Consider the following 17,097-nt stretch of genomic DNA (forward strand, 5'->3'; position numbering starts at 1 on the left):
CATCACACTGTGGCGACGCCGCTGCGCGCCCGGGCAATTCGAGGTTGACTGGAGGCCTCACGCCACAGAAAGGGGCCATGGCCATGGTTGTGGATCCAGGCTCTGCCGCGCCAACACCGGGCCACGGCCCGGCCCGGCATATCCGGCTGACCTCACACAGCGGTGCAGCCGACGCCCTGACCATCCACTGGGGCGCGCCCACCGCCGCCGAACGGGGCCCGGTCATCGGAACGACGATCACCCGCGCCCACCGCAACGTGATCGGCACACACAGCGGCTCTTATAGCGTGTACCGCGCCTTGGCGGTGGCGGCCGGAGCACTGTCGCGAGACCACCGCGCCGATCTGACCAACACCGCGCCCACCGACGTGATCGGGCCCTATCCGCAATGGGGAGAACCGGCCACGATTGTCAGCCTGGACCCGTGGGGCGCGATGGTCGCCGAGGCCTTCACCGCCGAACTCGCGGCAGGCTATGACATCCGCCCGACCATCGCGGTGACCAAGGCCCACGTGATCCTGCCCGAGATCGCCGACGCGGTCGTAAAAGGCCGGCTGAAGCCCGACGGTCAGTTCCTGCTGCCGAGCGGTGCCGCCGTGGTCACCAAGGCTGCGATCGAACCCGTCTGGCATCTGCCCGGCGTCGCGGCGCGCTTCGGGTGCAGCGAAAACGACCTGCGGCGGGTGCTGTTCGAGGAGACCGGCGGCATGTACCCCGAGCTCGTCACCCGCGGTGACCTCGAGGTGTTCCTGCCCCCGATCGGCGGGCAGACCGTCTACATCTTCGGCACCCCGCGCGACCTGGCCGATCCCGGCGTCGAACTGACCGCGCGGGTCCACGACGAATGCAACGGGTCGGACGTGTTCGGGTCCGACATCTGTACCTGCCGGCCATATCTCACGCATGCGATCGAAGAGTGCATCCGGGGTGCGCAACACGGCGGTGTCGGGTTGGTGGCCTACTCCCGCAAGGAGGGACGCGCCCTGGGCGAGGTCACCAAGTTCCTCGTGTACAACGCCCGCAAACGCCAAGAAGGCGGCGACACCGCCGAGGCGTACTTCACCCGTACGGAATGTGTTGCCGGGGTGCAGGATATGCGGTTCCAGGAACTGATGCCCGACGTATTGCACTGGCTGGGTATCCGCAAGATCCATCGCCTGGTATCCATGAGCAACATGAAGTACGACGCCATCACCGGTTCCGGCATCGAAGTCGGCGAACGGGTGAACATCCCCGACGAGCTGATCCCGCCGGACGCTCGCGTCGAGATCGACGCGAAGATGGCCGCAGGCTACTTCACCCCCGGGCCGGTACCCGACGCCGAGGAGCTCAGAATCGCCAAAGGCCGCGGTCTGCTGCCATGACCGCCGCCGACACCGAGGCCGCAGCCGCGGTCGCCACGCTGCGCACCACCGCCGCCATCCGGGAGCGGGCCGGCGTCCTGCTGCAACGGGCCAGGGCCGGCCGCTCCCCGTGGTTCGTGGTCGACGACGAGGCGCTGCCACGCGCGGCCGCCGAAGTCGCCGCCGTCACCCGGGAGCGCTACCCCGATCTGCGCATCCCCTATCACAGCCGGTGGCGCCACTTCGAAGCCGGCGGTGTCGACCGCAAGGCCGAACTGGACGCCCGGCTGGCCGATCTCGACCCCGCGGCACGGGCCAGGACCCTGATCGATCTCACCATCGTCAGCGTGCTGCTCGACGCCGGGGCGGGCCCCGGTTGGCAATACCGCGAAGCCACCACCGGGCTCAGCTTCACCCGTTCCGAAGGTCTCGCGGTCGCGAGTTGGCACGCGTTCTTCGACGGCGTGTTCTCCAGCGACCCGGACCGGCCCTGGCAGGTCGACGCTGAGGGCCTGAGCACTCTCGACGGCGACACGCTGGCCCGGGCTTTCCAGGTGGACGCACGCAATCCCCTGGTCGGCATCGACGGGCGGGTAGAGCTGCTGCGTCGTCTCGGGGCCGCGATGGCAGGTCAACCCGCGGTCTTCGGCCAGCCCGGCCGCCCCGGTGGGCTATTCGACACCGTGGCGGGCCCGACCGTCACCGCCCACACCATCCTGACCCGGCTGTTGACCTCACTGTCCGGTATCTGGTTGGCCGACAATGTCATTGACGGCCAACCCCTGGGTGACTGCTGGCCGCACCCCGCCGTGCCCGGCGACGGACCGTCGTGGGGGTGGATGCCGTTTCACAAGCTGTCGCAATGGCTGACGTACTCGCTGCTGGAACCGTTCACCTGGTCCGGTGTGCAGGTGACGGGCCTCGACGCATTGACCGGACTGCCCGAATACCGCAACGGCGGTCTGCTGCTCGACACCGCGGTGCTGCAGCTGCGGAAGCCAGAGTGGGCACGACGCGCCTGGTCGGTGGGTGACGAACTCGTGGTGGAGTGGCGAGCGCTGACCGTTGCGCTGCTCGACGAACTCGCTGAGCTCGTGCGGGTTCGGCTCGGCGCCGGCGCCGGGCAGCTGCCGTTGGCGTGTGTGCTCGAAGGGGGTACCTGGGCCGCCGGACGCCGGCTGGCCGAGCGGCTGCGGGCAGGCAGCCCACCGCTGACCATCAGCAGCGACGGCACGGTCTTCTAGGAGGCGCCATGGGTAACCTGCATATCGTCGATCACCCGCTGGTGGCGCACAAGCTCACCATGATGCGACAAAAAGAGGTGTCCACCAAGGGATTTCGACAACTCTTGATCGAGATCTCAATGCTGATGGCCTACGAGGTGCTGCGCGACGTCCCCGTACACGAGATCGAGATCGAGACCCCGCTGGAATCCACCACGGGCTCGGTGATCGACGGCAAGAAGCTGGTGTTCGCATCCATTCTGCGGGCAGGCAGCGGCATCCTCGACGGCATGCTCAACGTCGTCCCGAGCGCGCGCGTCGGTCATATCGGGCTGTATCGGGACCCGAAAACCCATGTCGCCGTTGAGTACTACTTCAAGATGCCGAGCGATCTGCACGAACGCGATGTGGTGGTGGTCGACCCGATGCTGGCGACCGGCAACTCGGCGGTGGCAGCCATCGACCGGCTCAAGGAATACCAGCCGAAGTCGATCAAGTTCGTCTGCCTGCTGACCTGTCCCGAAGGCGTCGCCGCCATGCAGGCGGCCCACCCCGACGTGGCCATCTACACCGCGGCGCTGGACCGCGAACTCGATGCCGACGGCTACATCGTGCCCGGTCTGGGCGACGCGGGCGACCGCATCTTCGGGACGAAATGACAAGTAGCGGTCAGCGTTTGCGGTCCCGCACCTTGTAGGTCGAGGGCCAGGACACCCTGGTCTCGTCGCCAAGCAACGGGGTGCCCGATCCCCCGACCCGGACGTCGTATGCCTCCTGCCCGGCGCCCACCTCACGGTTGGCGTGCTCCTGCGCGAGGTAGTACAGCTCGTCGATCGCCGCTTCGCTGTAGGCGACGAAGGTGGTCTTGCGGACGATGTCGTTCATCCCGGCCGTCATGCGGTCCGGCAGGATCCGCGATGCCAGCGCGGCGATGCCAAGCAGCACAGCGGGAATCACCCAGTAGCAGATGAACGACAGCGGCGTTCGAGTGTCGAGGATGGTGGCGTCGCCCTGCACGATCGGCGGTATCGCCGACGACACCGTCATGCCGCCGAACGCGGCGACCCAGATCCACGTCAGGATCGTCACGATCCGCTTGAACAGGTCGCTCTCGACGACTCCCGGAGGCTGGCCCGCGGCCGCGTACTCCTGCACGAACGGCTTGCCGAGCAACAGCCCGGTCAGGGCGACCAGGAAGATTCCGGCGTTGCTCAGCGGCTGGATCCACCTCTGCAGGAAATCCTGACTCAGCGTCACGGTGAGTACTGTCAGCACGACGAAGGTGCCCAGCGCGCCGACTTCCAGGGTGCGCCCCGGGGTGCCGGCGATCCGACTGATGACGAATGTGGCGACCGCAGCCGCCAGCGCGACGAGCACGGCGGTGAGAAACGGAACGTTGCCGACAAGAACCCAGTAGATGATCCACGGCGCGAAACCGAACAGGATGCCCACGACAGGTCAGTCTAGGGGCTTACCGTTGCGGCAACGGCAGGTCGCGGCAATGACGTCGGCTACTCGTCCTCGGAGCGTGAATTGCGCCGCCACTCAGAGATTTTGCGCCCCATCGAATCGGCCGCGCTGGTGGCCGCCTGCCCGACCCCGTCGACGAAACCGCCCAGCCCGTCGCGGATGCCCCGGATCAACGGATCGTTGGACTGGTCGAAACCGTCCTTGTATTGGCGCGCGGCAGCGGTGACGTCGTCGGACCACCGGACGTTGTCGTCGTCGGCCCGCAGCGGGTAGTCGCCCGCCATGATGGCGCCGTAGCCCCCGGTGTCGACCCATCTGGTCAACGCGGCCGCGCGCAACACCGAGAACGGGTGGCTGCGCAATTCGAGATTGAGCAGCTTGAGCACGCCGTCGCGCATGTCGCCTGCGGCATCGTAATCCCGGGCTTGGGCCAGGAAGGCCTGGGTGTCGAGCTTGTCGAGCCGGGCACCGGCGGCCAGCTTGAGTTCGACGCGGATGGCGGTGTCGAAATCCTGCCCGCACAGCAGACCCGCCCGATCACCCGATAGCTCGGATTTGCGTTGCCATTCCTGCAGTGCCGCCACGATGGCCCGCAGCGCCCACCCGCCGAGCGGGATGAAACCGAACGACGCCGCAAGGCGCATCAGGTGGTCGAGCATGGTCCGGTAGACCGCGTGCCCGCTCAGCGCGTGCCCGAGTTCGTGGCCGATGATGAACCGCATCTCGTCGGGTGTCAGCAGGTCGTACATGCCCGAGGTGATGACGATGAACGGCTCGTCCATCCCGATGGTGTAGGCGTTCGCGAAAGGTGACTGCATGACGAACATTTCGGGCCGAGTGGGCGCGTCGAGCACCTGCACGCACTCGTCGAGCAGCGCGTCGAGGTCCGCGAACTGACGGGGCCCCACGCGCGCCGAATTGGCCAGGTACACCAGCCGGTGCCTGCGCTCCCGCAACATCCCCGACAGGAGCTTGAGGATCTGATCGAAACCCTTGAGCCGGCGCAGCGCGGTCAGCGCAGTGCGGTCGGCAGGGTGCTCCCAGGCCCGGGAACTGATGCCGGGGAATACGGTCCGCGCATTCGCGGGTGGCTGGTCCATCGGTGTGCCCTTCGTCGTGTCAGCCCCAACACTACGGAGGGTTGCACGAGGGCCCGGACACCAATTCGCAAGCCGCCGCCCGGCGTCAGGCGATGATGCGAACCAGGTACGGCGCCATGCCGTTGGTACGCACGGGCGACACCGCCACGCCACGCTCGGTGGTCTCGACCATCTGCCCATTTCCGACGAACAGCGCGACGCTCTGGGTGCCCTCCGGGCCGTAGAAGATCAGATCGCCGGGCGCCGCCTGCGCGGGTGCCACCTTCTGCCCGACCTTGTACTGCTCACCGGAGGACCGCGGCAGCTTCACGCCGACACCGGCGAACGAATACACGATGAGACCCGATGCGTCGAAACCGACGACGTTGGGAGCGACGGGCGCGGCGGGCGTGGCACCCAGACCCAGCAGGCCGGGGAACAGTCCCGGGGCGGCCGGTGTGGTGGGTGCCAGAACCGGGCCTGCGGCACCGGGGAGAGCGGGGTTGGCAGCGGCCACGGTCGCATCACGCACGACTCCACGGGTGGGCCCGTTGGAGTCCCCTCCGCCGTAGACGAACGGCACGCCGCGTTGCGAAAGTGCCCGGGAGATAACCTGTTCGATGAACTTCTGGTTGCCGGCCGGCCGCTGGTACGGATCTGCGGACGCGAGTCCGGGGGCCGCCAGCAGCAGAGCCAGGCTGACCATCAGGGCATACGTGCGCTTCATCGCATACTTCAACTCTCTTCGACCCAGTGTCATCTCAGGCTGACCGCCCGTCGACAGCAGTCACCGCAACTATTTGTACCGGCCGATCGCCGTTCTGCCCAATTTCTCTGCAGCACAACGCTAATGAGATGCAGTACCGTGACCGAACGGTGACTCAGGCCCGACCGGCTGCCCGCGCCGGCGCCCAGTTCGGTCCGCCGCAGGGGAAAGTGAATGACGTTGTGCGGCAATGGGTTTTCCTGGAGCGCACACAGACATGACAAGATGGCGACCATGAACGCGACGACAAGCTGGTCGAACCGGTTGTGGACCGACATCGAGGACACCTACACGGCGATCCTGGACCACCCCTTCATCACCGGGCTCACCGACGGCAGCCTGGACGACAAGGCGTTCGCCCACTACGTCGCCCAGGACGTCCACTATCTGCGGGACTATGCGCGGGCGCTGGCCATCGTCGCGGCGAAGGCTCCGGAGCTGACCGACACCGCGATGTTCGCCCGGCACGCCGCCGAGGTGTTCGACGTCGAGCTCGAACTGCATACGCAGCTGCTGCCCGAACTGGGACTGGACCCCGTCACATTGAATGCGGAGCCGATCGCCCCGACCACCCGGGCCTACACCAGCTATCTGCTGGCCACCGCGTACAGCGGCAGCTTCGCCGACGGGCTGGCGGCGGTGCTGCCGTGCTACTGGATCTACGCGCGGGTGGGAGCCGATCTGGCCGCCCGAGGATCGCGTGATTCGCGCTATCAGCGCTGGATCGACAGTTATGGCGGCGAGGCCTTCGCCGCGACCGTGGCGGAAGTGCTGGCACTGACCGACCGCGTGGGACCGACCCTGACCGAGGCTGACGAGGCCGTCGCGCGGGCGCATTTCCGGCAGACCGCGCAATACGAGTGGATGTTCTTCGACGCCGGGTACCGCCGCGAGCAGTGGCCGATCTGATGTAAATGCACGTGCTGCCCGCCTGAATCCCAGGCGGGCAGCACGTGGATAGAACGGATTACTACAGCGCGGCCAGCGCGGCGTCGTAGTTCGGCTCGTCGGCGATCTCGGACACCAGCTCGGTGTAGGCGACATTGCCGTCCGCACCGATCACCACGACGGCACGGCCGAACAGCCCGGCCATCGGACCGTCGGCGATAGTGATGCCGTAGTCCTCACCGAAGCCGTCGCGGAAGGCCGACGCAGTGGTGACGTTCTCGATGCCCTCGGCGCCACAGAAACGGCTCTGCGCGAACGGCAGGTCCTTGGACACGCACAGCACGGCAGCACCGCTGGATGCGGCCTTCTCGTTGAAGGTGCGCACGCTGGTGGCACAGGTCGGGGTGTCGACCGACGGGAAGATGTTCAGCAGCACGGCCTTGCCTCGGAACTGCTCGTTGGTGACCGGGCCGAGATCGGTGCCCGTGAGCGCGAAGCTGGGCGCCGGCGAGCCGACGGCGGGCAGCTCGCCCACGGTGTTGACGGGGTTTCCACGCAGGGTTATCTGTGCCATAGGCACAGTCTGTCAAAACCGGCGGCGGGTGAGACAGGCCGGGGTGCGACCATGGAGCCGATGATCGATCTGCCCGACGCGGTGCGCGCGATGGCCGTGCGTGGACCACAGTGGCAGGACTGGGTGGACCGGCTGCCGCGGCTCCTGCGGGCCCAGCTCGACGACTGGGCGCTCACCCCGGACGGGGCTCCCATGCACGGCTTCTGCTCGATCGTGGTGCCCGTGCGCAGCCGCGACACCGGGCCTGCGGTGCTCAAGATCTCGCTGCCCGACGAGGAGTCCGAACACGAACACCTCGCGCTGCGCCGGTGGGGCGGCGACGGCGCGGTCCGGTTACTGCGCGCCGAGCCTCATCGCCGGGCCCTGCTGCTCGAGCGGTTGCAAACCCGAGATCTCAAGGGGCTCTGGGACATCGAGGCATGCGAGATCGCCGCGTCGCTGTACCGCCGGATCCACGTTCCGGCGCTGCCCCAGCTTCGTCTGCTTCCCGCACTCGTCGAACACTGGACCGCCGACCTCACAGCGCTCCCCCGCAACGCGCCGGTACCGCGCCGGCTGGTGGAGCAGGCCATCACGCTGGGTACCGAACTCATCGCTGACCCGGCAAGCTCGGCAACGCTCATCCACAGCGACCTGCACTACGAGAACGTGCTGGCCGCCGATCGGGAACCCTGGCTGGTGATCGACCCGAAACCGATCAGCGGCGACCCGCACTACGAGATCGCGCCGATGCTGTGGAACCGGTGGGCCGAGCTCGCCGGTTACGTTCGCGACGGTGTGCGGCGCCGGTTCTACACCCTGGTCGACGCGGCCGAACTCGACGTCGACCGGGCCAGGGCGTGGGTGATCGTGCGGACCATGCACAACGCGATGTGGGAGCTGACCGAACAGGATGAACCGGACCCCGACTGGCTGACCACATGCGTGACCATCGCCAAGGCCGTGCAGGACTGACCGCTCTCAGCGCCCAACCGCGGTGGCCGCGCGGATGCGGTCGCGCCACCACGCGATCCGCTGCGGGTCGGTGACGGCGTATTGCTCAACCAGTTCCGGCTGGGGGGCGGGAGGCATCGGGGCGACGGGCAGGAAACCGTCCACGACAGTCAGCGAACGGGATGGGGCGACGACGTCGCCCGCCAGCAGCGAGCGGCCGCCGAGTTCGCATGCGTATGGCAACTCGGGCAGCGCACCCGCCAGCGCGAGCCCTGCCGTGAGACCGATACTGGTCTGCACGGTCGAGCTGACCACGCACGGCAGCCCCGTCATCTCGGCCACCCGCAGCGCCCGGCGGGCGCCGCCGAGCGGTCCGCACCGCACGACGGCGACGTCAGCGGCCTCGTGCGGCGCCGGCCCGTGGGTGTCGAGCACCGACATGTCGACCGCGATGCGTACATCGAGGCGGGCCCGCACGCGGGCGGCGTCGGCGAGGCTGGAGCACGGTTGCACAACGAACTCCAGGTGGCCTGCCGCCCCGTGCAGCGCTGCGATCGCGGCCACCGCGGTATCGACGTCCCACCTGCCCCTGGCGTCGCAGCGGATCGCGCCGTCGGGTCCGAGAGCCTCACGCACCGCGGCCACCCGGGCGACGTCGTCGGCCAGCGGGGTGCCGACCTCGACCACGGCTGACCGGCACCCCGATGCGACCACGATGTCGTGGGCGCGCGCGGGGTCGACGGGAGGCACGGTGGCAGCAATGGGGATCCGGCCGCGCACAGGATCGGGCCAGCCGACAGTGCCGGGCTCGGTCGCGGCGGTCAGCCAGCGCACCAGCGTCGCGGCGCCGGCATCCGACGGCGGACCGAACTCGCCCCAGCCCTGCGGGCCCTCGACCAGCACGCCCTCGTAAGTGCCGGTGCCGTCGCGCAACGGGATCGCGAACACCGGTGAGCTGTCGAGGTCGATCAGGGTCTGCACAAGCAGGTGACGCTAGCCGACGCTGCCTTACCGGCGGGCGGATCCGGTCAGCGGAGTCCCGTCCGCCGCGTACAGCACGCAGATCACCGAACTCGGTTCCGGATTGTTCGAGGTGCGGTCCTGGCGGGAATCGATCAGATAGGTCACCGAAAACCTGCTGCTTGTCGCGGGGTGACCGGTGTAGGAGGCGAATCCCGTGGCACAGGCCTGGTCGGCTACGCCCGCGATGGCGTCGTTCACGGACACATCACCGCGGTAGAACGCCTCGGCGCGATGCGGCGTGGCGCAGTCGACGGTCGTCACCATCACCACGCTCGGATCGGTCGGCGGCATGCCGACCAGGCAGTCTCCGGCCTGCAGGTCCACCCACGCCTTGCTCTGCTCCTTGGCCGGGGCAGCGGCACTCGGCGGCGGGGCGGGCGCCGCGGTGTGCAGCGATGTGGCGGGTTGCGCACTCGAAGAGTCGGTGACGTGTTGCCCGCCGCCGCATGCCGTCAGCCCCGCGCCCACGAGCATCGCCGTCGCGATACGCATCGAGGTGAGCAATGTTGACCTCATCCTCTCGTCGCAGCCTAAACTTCCAAGCAGGTCAAAAGAATCACGAACACGTCAGGAGTGCGGCATGCCAAGCCGAGCGCGGCGGACCATCATGACGCTGGCAGCAGTGGCGTTCGCCGCAGTGCCATTGGGTTTTGCCGGCGCCGCGACACCCACGGTGATGGCGGGTTGCCCGGACGGTGAGACCGGCGTTATCTATGGCTGCGCACCGTTCTGCGTGCCCGGCCGCCAGCTCGACACCGCGACGGGGTTGTGCCTGCCGGTTCCTCCGCCGCCCGCAGCGCCCAATGGTGTTGCGACACCGATGGTCTAGCTTGAGCGTCATGGCACATGTTCTGACCGTCAACGTGGCTCACCCGCGGCCCAATCCCGACGATGAGCGCACGACGACCGGCATCGACAAACGTCCGGTCGACGGGGCTGTCGCAGTCCGCGCCCCGGGGCCCATGCACGGCGGCCTCGGCAGTGGCCTGGTCGGCGACACCATCGGCAACCAGTTGGTGCACGGCGGTGACGATCAGGCGGTCTACGCCTACGCCCGCGAAGATCTCGACGACTGGCAGAGCGAACTGGACCGCGAGATCGCCAACGGCGTGTTCGGCGAAAACCTCACCACGGCAGGCCTGGACGTCACCAATTCGGTCATCGGCGAGCGGTGGCTGGTGGGCTCGGACGGCCTCGAACTCGAAGTGTCCCGGCCGCGGATCCCCTGCCGCACTTTCGCCGCGTGGCTGGAGATCAACGGATGGATCAAAACCTTTACCAGGACCGCGATTCCGGGCGCCTACCTACGCCTGGTGACCCCCGGCACCGTCCGCGCGGGTGACGAGATCGTGGTGGCCGAACGGCCCGATCACGACGTGACCGTAGGCATCGTGTTTCGCGCGCTCACCCTCGAACCCCAACTGCTGCAAGAGATTCTGCGGGCCGACGCGCTGCCCACCGAACTCAAGGAGCTCGCCTACCGCCGAACCGCAGGCTGATGACCGGCAGCGCCCGTCCGCGCGTGGTGGTGATCGTCGTCTTCGACGGCGTGAAGCTGCTCGACGCGGCGGGCCCTGCCGAGGTGTTCGCCGAGGCGAATCGGTTCGGCGCGCAGTACGCCATCCGGATCGCGTCGCTCGACGGACATGAAGTCACCACCTCGATTGGCACGAAATTCCCTGCCACTGAACGCATTTCGGACATCGACGACGTCGACACCGTACTGGTGGCCGGCGGCGACAACCTGGTCGGGCGCCCGATCGACCCCGCCCTGGTCTCCGCGCTACGGCAGGTGCCAGGCCGTACCCGCCGGTTGGCGTCGATCTGCACCGGCGCGTTCATCCTGGCCGAGGCAGGTCTGCTGAAAGGCCGGCGGGCCACCACGCACTGGCGGCATGCCCGCCTGCTCGGGCGCGCGTATCCCGACACCGTCGTCGAACCGGACGCGATATTTGTCGAGGACGCCGACATCTACACCTCGGCGGGGGTGTCGGCCGGTATCGATCTGGCGCTGGCGTTGGTCGAGCGTGATCACGGTGCCGACCTGGTCCGTGAAGTAGCGCGGTCACTGGTGGTGTATCTCAAGCGCGCGGGCGGTCAGTCGCAGTTCTCCACCCTCGTCGAGGTGGATGCATCCGAGCCCTCAGCGTTGCGGCGCGTCACCGATGCCGTCGCCGCCGACCCTACTGCCGATCACAGCGTGAAAAGCCTTGCGGCCGTGGCGGCTTTGAGCACGCGGCAACTGACGCGGCTGTTTCAGGCAGAGCTGGGCACCACCCCGGCGCGCTATGTGGAGCGGGTCCGTACCGACGTCGCCCGGGCGGCACTCGACGCCGGGCATTCCGTCGGGGAAAGCGCCCGGCTGGCCGGTTTCGGCAGTGCCGAGACGCTGCGCCGCGTGTTCGTCAGCCACCTCGGCGTGGCACCGAAGGCCTACCGCGACCGGTTCCGTACCTCGGCCCCGAACTGACCGCTCAGAGCGCGCGCGGCAGCTGCCTGCCGATGAGCGGGGCCAGCCGGTCGGCCATGTACGCGTGCCCGGCGTCGGTGGGATGGATGCCGTCGCCACCGATGAGGTCGGGCCGGTCGAAGAACCAACCGTCTTCGATCGGGTCGAAGAATGCCGCACCCACGTCGTGGGCCTGGGCCTTGAGGATGTCGCGGATGTTCAGGATCGACGGCGGCACGTCAGCCGACACCCACGGCGGCGCGATCACCAGCAGCTTGGCCGACGGCGCGATGTGCTGCGCGAGCGTCAACGCGTTGTGGCTCATCATCGTGATCGCGGCGGGGTCCATGTCCTTGTCGTTGCGCGATCCGAAGAACACGATCAGCGAGTCGTCGGGCTTCACCGCCCGCGCCGTCAGATCACCGAAGATGCTGCCGCGGTTGCCGCGCTGCACATAGCCCGCTCCACCCTCGGCGACTACGTCAGCCTTCACCTGCACGCCGCGATGGGCCAGCTGATCCCACGCCAAGGTGGTCCAACCACGCGGCCCCTCGCCGCCCTCCAGGCTGCCGGTCGTGTACGAGTCGCCGATGACGGCAATGTGATTGAGTCGCGGATCCAGACCGGACGTCGTGTACCGCTGCACGGGTATGTGCGTGACCACACCCGCCAGAAGGCCAAGTGAGATGACAAAAGTGAACACACGACTCACTGCTACCTCCACTGCCGGTGAGACGACGTGTCCCCCACCGTGATCACGGTGCGCCTTTGGCCCCGAGGCAGGTTACCCCAGCCACGGTGACACACCGATAACGAGCCCATTACAACCTGTGGCACAGGCTGTTTCGCTGCCGTGCGCATCTATCCTGCGCGTGCGGAAACGCCGGTCGGGCGGGCTTCGAGCTCGCCGTCGATACGGTGCAGTCTGTTGGGTGGGTCCGCCGGCTTGATGTCGACCATCCTGCGCATCCAGCGCCGGGCCGGTTCCTCGACGATGTGATAGAGCAGGACCCCGCCGAGGACCGACAGGGCGACGAGGCCGAACACGGTCGCCTTACCCGACAACGTCGGTGTCAGCGTGATCTCGAACTGCTTGACCGTCCATATCCATGCGGTGTGGACGAGCTCGTGCACCATGTAGAGGCCGAAGGAGATCTGCCCGCCGTAGACGAGCAGCCGGGTGGAGAGAAATGCCGGCAGGCTGCCGGTCCCGACGGCCAGCAGGACTATCAGCGGCACGAACAGCAGATCGACGATTCCGCCCGCATCACCCACGGTGTTCAGCGGATGCGCGTCGAAGAAATACAGCCCGCCGATGACCAGCGCAACCAGCGGGATGGACAGGTATCCGGCCCGGCGGCAGGCCGTATCGCTGAGATCCAGCTTGCGCACCGCAGCACAGGCCAGCGCCCCCGCCGTGAACTGCATGACGATTCTCGGCAACCAGCTCCACGGCGTGTAGATGTGCCCGCTCACCATCATCAGCACCACGGGAGGCGTCGACGCGGCGATGGCCAGCAGCACCAGGCTGCGCGCCCGCGTCGCCCGTGCGACCCGGAACACGACGAGGATCAACGCCCCGAACAGCAGGTAGGCCAGCCACTCGGCGCTGATCGACCATGCCGGTCCGTCCCAGCTCGACCCGTCGAAGTAGGGCTGGAACCACAGCTGCACCAGGAAGAGCTGCCGGAAGTAGCTCACCGCGTTGAAGGGGCTGACGTCCTCCGGTGGGATGTGACCGACGTTGAGGGTGAAGATCACCCACAGCGCGGCCAGATGCAGGGTGACGAGGTAGACCGGCCAGACCCGGGACAGTCGCAACCACAGGAAGTGCAAGGTCGCGCGAGTGGACCAGGACGGCCCCATCCTCTCGAAGTAGTTCCACGTCAGCACGAAACCGCTGAGGATGAAGAACAGGTCGACGCCTTGTGCGCCGCAGTTGAGCACGGGGGCCAGCGCCTTGGTGATGTCGGGCGCCACTTGATACAGCAGCGGGCGGAAGTGGAACAGAACCACCCACACGGCTGCGACGATGCGCACTCCGGTCAGGGCTTTGATCTCTGCGCCGCGCGCCACGTTTTACGTATCCTTGCCGATTTCCGTGTCCACTCGCCGATGCGACCTGGCGACCGGCGGCCTTCGCAGACTAACAGCGGCAGCACTCACATCGCGCGTCGCTGCTGCTGTGCACTTGCTGAACGAAGCCACCGGAGAGCTACGCGCACACCGGTTTCAACTTGCGCGACAAGGCATTCGGCCCACGCGCACAGCGTCGATGCGGAACCTCGGTGCAGGCTCGGCGTGTCGGGCTCAGTCAGCCGTCAGGGCGTCGGGACACTCGATCCGTCGTACTGGCGGGCACCGTTGTTCAGGGTGCCGAGCATGCCGCGCAGCTGGCCCCCGGCGATGAGCGCAGGCAGTAGGCCGCCCTGGGCCTGGGAGTCCGGTGGCGCGTCGGTCTGCGCCCACGGCTGGCAGCCACTGGTCTTGAAGGCCTTGTCGGTGGGCTCGATCGCCACCGTCTGGGCTTTCTTGGTCATCGCATTGTCGATGACCGGGTTCTGGTCGTCACCGATCCGCTTCCAGTAGCACGCACCGTTGCCGACCGGGCCCGCCGATGCGTACGTGCCCGGCGCGATGTCCTTGCCGACCACAAACGTGCCGTCGTGATTGATGCTGGTAGCCAGCGCGCCGGCCGGCGCCGCGGGTGCGGGAGCCGCCGGTGCATTCGGGTCGGGCGCGGGCGCGGCGGGCGTCGGCTCCGGCGCGTCGGGATCAGCGGTAGCTACGCCGCTGAAGGTTCCAACCCCCGCCGCGACAAGCACCGCGGCGAAAATCGCTGCTCTCATCGGCCTCATAGCAGGCCAGACTACCGCTTGCCGGGGCATGCCCCCGTGTCCGCGCACGGCCACACCAACCTGGCACCGACCACTGGAAGGGTCGGCCACCGCGCCGACCTGGGCCGGCCGACACGTGTGGGAAGCTCGCAATGTGGATGTGCCACACCTTGATCCGGATGCCCCCGCGCTGGCCGACGTGGTCCCGGCCGTGCTGAGCACGCTCGGGGTGCCGGGCTTCGATTCCCGCCTCGAGTTGCCCGGCCCCGCGCGCGGTGCATGCGTTCTGCTGGTGGACGGGCTGGGCGCCGATCTGCTGGACGCCCATGCCGCCGACGCCCCGGTGCTGGCGAGTTTGCGCGGTCAGACCCTGCAGGTCGGGTTCCCTTCCACCACGGTGGCCGGCCTCGCGGCGATCGGCACGGGATGCCGGTCCGGTGAACACGGCCTGGTGGGCATGTCCTTCCGAGTGCCCGATACCCCCGATGTTCGAGTGATGAACGCCCTGCGGTGGCGGCCGCACCCCCGCGGCGACGACCTGCGCGAGCAGGTGCGCCCCGAGGCGCTGCAGCCTCTGCCCACGACGTTCGAGCGGGCGGCTGCGGCGGGCGTGGCGGTCAGCGTCGTCTCCGGTTCGGAGTTCGCGGGGTCGGGTTTGACCCGGGCTGTGCTGCGCGGCGCCCGCTATGTCGGTGTGCACGCTCTCGGCGAGCTCGCGGCGGGCGTGACGGACGCGGTGGCTCGGGGCGGATTCTGTTACGGCTATCACGGCGAACTCGATCTCGTCGGCCACCTGCACGGGCCGGGCTCGCCGGCCTGGCGGATGCAGCTGCGCCAGGTCGACAGGCTGGTGGAGTCGATTGTCGAGACGCTGCCGCGCGACGCGCTGCTTGCCGTCGTCGCCGACCACGGGATGGTCGCCGTCGATCCGGCAGCGGTCGTCGACCTCGACGAGCGCGCCGATCTGCTCGACGGCGTGGCGGACATCGGCGGCGAAGCGCGCGCCAGGCACGTCTATACGGCAGCAGGCGCGCGTGACGATGTGCTGGCCCGCTGGCGTGAGGCACTTGCCGACACGGCGTGGGTGCTGCCCCGCGACGAGGCCATCGACGCCGGGTGGTTCGGGCCCCGGATCCGCGATGCGGTGCGGTACCGCATCGGTGACGTCGTGGCCGCGACCCGCGGTTCGGCGGCATTGCTGCGCCGCACCACCGAACCGATCGAGTCGTCTCTGATCGGCCAGCACGGCTCATTGACCAGCGCCGAACAACGAATTCCGCTCTTGGTGGCTCAGGGTTGACCAGCGGTGACCCGGCGAATTCGGACTGAGATGTTCGGGGGTTGGCTGTCCAATTCTGTATTAGATGATCTAAGATTCAGCGCATGAAGCTTGCAGGCCTGGCAGCAATCGGCGCCGCCGCCGCCATCGCGTTCGCCGCTCCGGCACACGCCGAGATCGACACCGACTTCGCCAACCAGCTGCACACTTTCGGCATTTACGGGCCGCGCGACTACAACGCCTGGATCGGCAAGATCGCGTGCAAGCGCCTGCACAACGGCGTCGACCATGACGCATACCAGTCGGCCAAGTTCGTCTCCCAGAACCTGCCCAAGGACAGCACCACCGCGCAGGCCTGGCAGTTCGTGGGTACGGCCATCAACTTCTACTGCCCTGACCTGCAGCCGGTGATCGATCAGGTAGCAGCGCATCAGGGCTGATTGTCAGCCAATCCAGATCGAGGGCTTGGAGCGAAACATTGAAGGCTATGCGTACACGTCGGGTAAGCAATCTGATCCGCGCCGGTGTCGCCGCGTGTGCCGTCGCGGGCAGCCTGGCCGCCGCGCCGGGCATCGCATCGGCGGATGCCACCGACGACTACCCCATCCCGAACCGCATCCTGCGGACCACGTGCACCGCAGAACAGATCATGGCGGCCGCCCGGGACGTCGAGCCCGTGTACTACGAGCGGTACATGATCGACTACAACAACAAGTCGCCCGAACTCCAGCAGGAGACCCAGGACCGGATCCACTGGTTCTTTTCGCTCGATTACGCGGCGCGGCGGCAGTACTCCGAGGACACCGCGACCAACGCGTTCTACGAGAACATGGCGTGGAAGTGGCCGAACTGGGCCAAGTTGTTCTTCAACAACAAGGGCGTCGCGGCCCGCACCACCGATGTCTGCGCGAACTACCCGGCCGGCGATATGTCGGTATGGAATTGGCAGTAACCCACGGGTGCGCCTAAACCCCCTGCGGCTCGACCGCGGGGGGTTTTCCTTTTGGGCGGCCGACCCGCGGTTACCAGCTACGACGCGCGTAGCTACCCGTTTTGCGAATCTATTAAATAGGCTAATATCTCGCGTGACTCAGGTGACGGCACCCGGCTGAACGGGGATAGCGACGGCCCGTGTCCGCATGACATCGACGACTATCCAATCGACTTGATTGAAGTTAGCCGACTGTATAGGTTTCACTTGTCGTACGGCAAGGACAGCTGTCTCGTCGCGCA

At 67.6% G+C, this 17,097-nt stretch carries 20 protein-coding genes; 11 read left to right on the forward strand and 9 right to left on the reverse strand.

Annotated elements, in window-relative coordinates; all coding sequences use genetic code 11:
* The first annotated feature begins 83 nt into the window (after positions 1-83).
* Genes A5784_RS07960 through upp form a run of 3 tightly spaced genes read left to right on the forward strand, consistent with a single transcriptional unit; the run spans position 84 to position 3,225 of the window.
* Positions 84-1,364 (forward strand): GTP cyclohydrolase II, encoded by a 1,281-nt coding sequence (locus A5784_RS07960; protein WP_064944066.1) that lies wholly within the window; start codon positions 84-86, stop codon positions 1,362-1,364.
* Positions 1,361-2,587, forward strand: coding sequence for a URC4/urg3 family protein (locus A5784_RS07965; protein ID WP_064944025.1), 1,227 nt, complete (start codon positions 1,361-1,363; stop codon positions 2,585-2,587). The genes A5784_RS07960 and A5784_RS07965 overlap by 4 nt, the downstream gene beginning before the upstream one ends.
* A gap of 8 nt (positions 2,588-2,595) precedes the next feature.
* Positions 2,596-3,225, forward strand: coding sequence for a uracil phosphoribosyltransferase (upp, locus tag A5784_RS07970; protein WP_064944027.1), 630 nt, complete (start codon positions 2,596-2,598; stop codon positions 3,223-3,225).
* 10 nt (positions 3,226-3,235) lie between these two features.
* Here the strand turns inward: upp and A5784_RS07975 are convergent, their stop codons facing one another.
* The 3 genes from A5784_RS07975 to ripD all read right to left on the reverse strand — a co-directional run bounded on the left by A5784_RS07975 (position 3,236) and on the right by ripD (position 5,842).
* Positions 3,236-4,018, reverse strand: a complete 783-nt coding sequence (locus A5784_RS07975) for a hypothetical protein (RefSeq protein ID WP_064944029.1) — start codon at positions 4,016-4,018, stop codon at positions 3,236-3,238.
* Between the two features lie 59 nt (positions 4,019-4,077).
* A complete protein-coding gene (locus tag A5784_RS07980) occupies positions 4,078-5,136 on the reverse strand; it encodes a M48 family metallopeptidase (protein WP_064944031.1) in 1,059 nt (352 codons plus the stop codon).
* 85 nt (positions 5,137-5,221) lie between these two features.
* On the reverse strand, positions 5,222-5,842 hold the full coding sequence (gene ripD, locus A5784_RS07985) for an NlpC/P60 family peptidoglycan-binding protein RipD (RefSeq protein ID WP_064944033.1): 621 nt from the start codon (positions 5,840-5,842) through the stop codon (positions 5,222-5,224).
* Between the two features lie 273 nt (positions 5,843-6,115).
* Between ripD and tenA the strand changes: the two genes are divergently transcribed.
* Positions 6,116-6,790 (forward strand): thiaminase II, encoded by a 675-nt coding sequence (tenA, locus tag A5784_RS07990; RefSeq protein ID WP_064944068.1) that lies wholly within the window; start codon positions 6,116-6,118, stop codon positions 6,788-6,790.
* Between the two features lie 61 nt (positions 6,791-6,851).
* Here the strand turns inward: tenA and tpx are convergent, their stop codons facing one another.
* Entirely contained in the window at positions 6,852-7,343 is a 492-nt protein-coding gene (tpx, locus tag A5784_RS07995; RefSeq protein WP_064944035.1) for a thiol peroxidase, read from the reverse strand.
* Between the two features lie 60 nt (positions 7,344-7,403).
* Between tpx and A5784_RS08000 the strand changes: the two genes are divergently transcribed.
* Positions 7,404-8,297: an aminoglycoside phosphotransferase family protein gene (locus A5784_RS08000; protein ID WP_064944070.1), complete on the forward strand. Its 894-nt coding sequence runs from the start codon at positions 7,404-7,406 to the stop codon at positions 8,295-8,297.
* Positions 8,298-8,303: 6 nt separating this feature from the next.
* Here the strand turns inward: A5784_RS08000 and A5784_RS08005 are convergent, their stop codons facing one another.
* Together A5784_RS08005 and A5784_RS08010 are read right to left on the reverse strand one after the other, a co-directional pair.
* The gene (locus A5784_RS08005; protein WP_064944037.1) at positions 8,304-9,257 is read right to left on the reverse strand and encodes an o-succinylbenzoate synthase; all 954 of its coding nucleotides are present in this window, start codon (positions 9,255-9,257) and stop codon (positions 8,304-8,306) included.
* Between the two features lie 27 nt (positions 9,258-9,284).
* Positions 9,285-9,815, reverse strand: a complete 531-nt coding sequence (locus tag A5784_RS08010) for a septum formation family protein (RefSeq protein WP_232005977.1) — start codon at positions 9,813-9,815, stop codon at positions 9,285-9,287.
* Positions 9,816-9,879: 64 nt separating this feature from the next.
* On the opposite strand from A5784_RS08010, the gene A5784_RS37430 reads away from it, so the two are divergent.
* From A5784_RS37430 to A5784_RS08020, 3 genes are read left to right on the forward strand one after another with little or no spacing between them, the layout of a single operon-like run.
* Positions 9,880-10,128, forward strand: a complete 249-nt coding sequence (locus A5784_RS37430) for a hypothetical protein (RefSeq protein WP_082944711.1) — start codon at positions 9,880-9,882, stop codon at positions 10,126-10,128.
* 10 nt (positions 10,129-10,138) lie between these two features.
* Entirely contained in the window at positions 10,139-10,798 is a 660-nt protein-coding gene (locus A5784_RS08015) for an MOSC domain-containing protein (RefSeq protein ID WP_064944041.1), read from the forward strand.
* Positions 10,798-11,769, forward strand: a complete 972-nt coding sequence (locus A5784_RS08020) for a GlxA family transcriptional regulator (protein ID WP_064944043.1) — start codon at positions 10,798-10,800, stop codon at positions 11,767-11,769. Before A5784_RS08015 ends, A5784_RS08020 begins: the two co-directional genes overlap by 1 nt.
* A gap of 4 nt (positions 11,770-11,773) precedes the next feature.
* Here the strand turns inward: A5784_RS08020 and A5784_RS08025 are convergent, their stop codons facing one another.
* The 3 genes from A5784_RS08025 to A5784_RS08035 all read right to left on the reverse strand — a co-directional run bounded on the left by A5784_RS08025 (position 11,774) and on the right by A5784_RS08035 (position 14,606).
* Positions 11,774-12,460 carry an Rv0518 family GDSL lipase gene (locus A5784_RS08025; RefSeq protein ID WP_064944044.1) on the reverse strand — a complete coding sequence of 229 codons (687 nt, stop codon included), beginning with the start codon at positions 12,458-12,460 and terminating at the stop codon, positions 11,774-11,776.
* A gap of 149 nt (positions 12,461-12,609) precedes the next feature.
* Complete coding sequence (locus tag A5784_RS08030; protein WP_064944046.1) at positions 12,610-13,824, reverse strand: acyltransferase family protein; 1,215 nt, start codon at positions 13,822-13,824, stop codon at positions 12,610-12,612.
* A gap of 245 nt (positions 13,825-14,069) precedes the next feature.
* The gene (locus tag A5784_RS08035; protein WP_064944048.1) at positions 14,070-14,606 is read right to left on the reverse strand and encodes an Rv1352/Rv1906c domain-containing protein; all 537 of its coding nucleotides are present in this window, start codon (positions 14,604-14,606) and stop codon (positions 14,070-14,072) included.
* Positions 14,607-14,739: 133 nt separating this feature from the next.
* On the opposite strand from A5784_RS08035, the gene A5784_RS08040 reads away from it, so the two are divergent.
* From A5784_RS08040 to A5784_RS08050, 3 genes are all read left to right on the forward strand, one after another.
* Positions 14,740-15,885 carry an alkaline phosphatase family protein gene (locus A5784_RS08040; RefSeq protein ID WP_064944050.1) on the forward strand — a complete coding sequence of 382 codons (1,146 nt, stop codon included), beginning with the start codon at positions 14,740-14,742 and terminating at the stop codon, positions 15,883-15,885.
* An 83-nt stretch (positions 15,886-15,968) separates the two neighbouring features.
* Positions 15,969-16,304: a DUF732 domain-containing protein gene (locus A5784_RS08045; protein ID WP_029373343.1), complete on the forward strand. Its 336-nt coding sequence runs from the start codon at positions 15,969-15,971 to the stop codon at positions 16,302-16,304.
* A 47-nt stretch (positions 16,305-16,351) separates the two neighbouring features.
* Entirely contained in the window at positions 16,352-16,816 is a 465-nt protein-coding gene (locus tag A5784_RS08050; RefSeq protein WP_029373342.1) for a DUF5078 domain-containing protein, read from the forward strand.
* Positions 16,817-17,097: the final 281 nt, after the last annotated feature.

Origin of the sequence: Mycobacterium sp. 852013-50091_SCH5140682 (assembly GCF_001665685.1) — a bacterium.
Taxonomy (GTDB): domain Bacteria; phylum Actinomycetota; class Actinomycetes; order Mycobacteriales; family Mycobacteriaceae; genus Mycobacterium.

What these genes read in the sequence shown, in the direction of transcription:
- A5784_RS08020 (WP_064944043.1), top strand. Translation starts at nt 10,798, where the DNA reads ATGACCGGCAGCGCCCGTCCGCGCGTGGTGGTGATCGTCGTCTTCGAC.
- A5784_RS08015 (WP_064944041.1), top strand. Translation starts at nt 10,139, where the DNA reads ATGGCACATGTTCTGACCGTCAACGTGGCTCACCCGCGGCCCAATCCC.
- tenA (WP_064944068.1), top strand. Translation starts at nt 6,116, where the DNA reads ATGAACGCGACGACAAGCTGGTCGAACCGGTTGTGGACCGACATCGAG.
- upp (WP_064944027.1), top strand. Translation starts at nt 2,596, where the DNA reads ATGGGTAACCTGCATATCGTCGATCACCCGCTGGTGGCGCACAAGCTC.
- A5784_RS07960 (WP_064944066.1), top strand. Translation starts at nt 84, where the DNA reads ATGGTTGTGGATCCAGGCTCTGCCGCGCCAACACCGGGCCACGGCCCG.
- A5784_RS08000 (WP_064944070.1), top strand. Translation starts at nt 7,404, where the DNA reads ATGATCGATCTGCCCGACGCGGTGCGCGCGATGGCCGTGCGTGGACCA.
- A5784_RS37430 (WP_082944711.1), top strand. Translation starts at nt 9,880, where the DNA reads ATGCCAAGCCGAGCGCGGCGGACCATCATGACGCTGGCAGCAGTGGCG.
- A5784_RS07965 (WP_064944025.1), top strand. Translation starts at nt 1,361, where the DNA reads ATGACCGCCGCCGACACCGAGGCCGCAGCCGCGGTCGCCACGCTGCGC.
- A5784_RS08035 (WP_064944048.1), bottom strand. Translation starts at nt 14,606, where the DNA reads ATGAGGCCGATGAGAGCAGCGATTTTCGCCGCGGTGCTTGTCGCGGCG.
- A5784_RS08045 (WP_029373343.1), top strand. Translation starts at nt 15,969, where the DNA reads ATGAAGCTTGCAGGCCTGGCAGCAATCGGCGCCGCCGCCGCCATCGCG.
- A5784_RS08010 (WP_232005977.1), bottom strand. Translation starts at nt 9,815, where the DNA reads ATGAGGTCAACATTGCTCACCTCGATGCGTATCGCGACGGCGATGCTC.
- ripD (WP_064944033.1), bottom strand. Translation starts at nt 5,842, where the DNA reads ATGAAGCGCACGTATGCCCTGATGGTCAGCCTGGCTCTGCTGCTGGCG.
- A5784_RS07980 (WP_064944031.1), bottom strand. Translation starts at nt 5,136, where the DNA reads ATGGACCAGCCACCCGCGAATGCGCGGACCGTATTCCCCGGCATCAGT.
- tpx (WP_064944035.1), bottom strand. Translation starts at nt 7,343, where the DNA reads ATGGCACAGATAACCCTGCGTGGAAACCCCGTCAACACCGTGGGCGAG.
- A5784_RS08050 (WP_029373342.1), top strand. Translation starts at nt 16,352, where the DNA reads ATGCGTACACGTCGGGTAAGCAATCTGATCCGCGCCGGTGTCGCCGCG.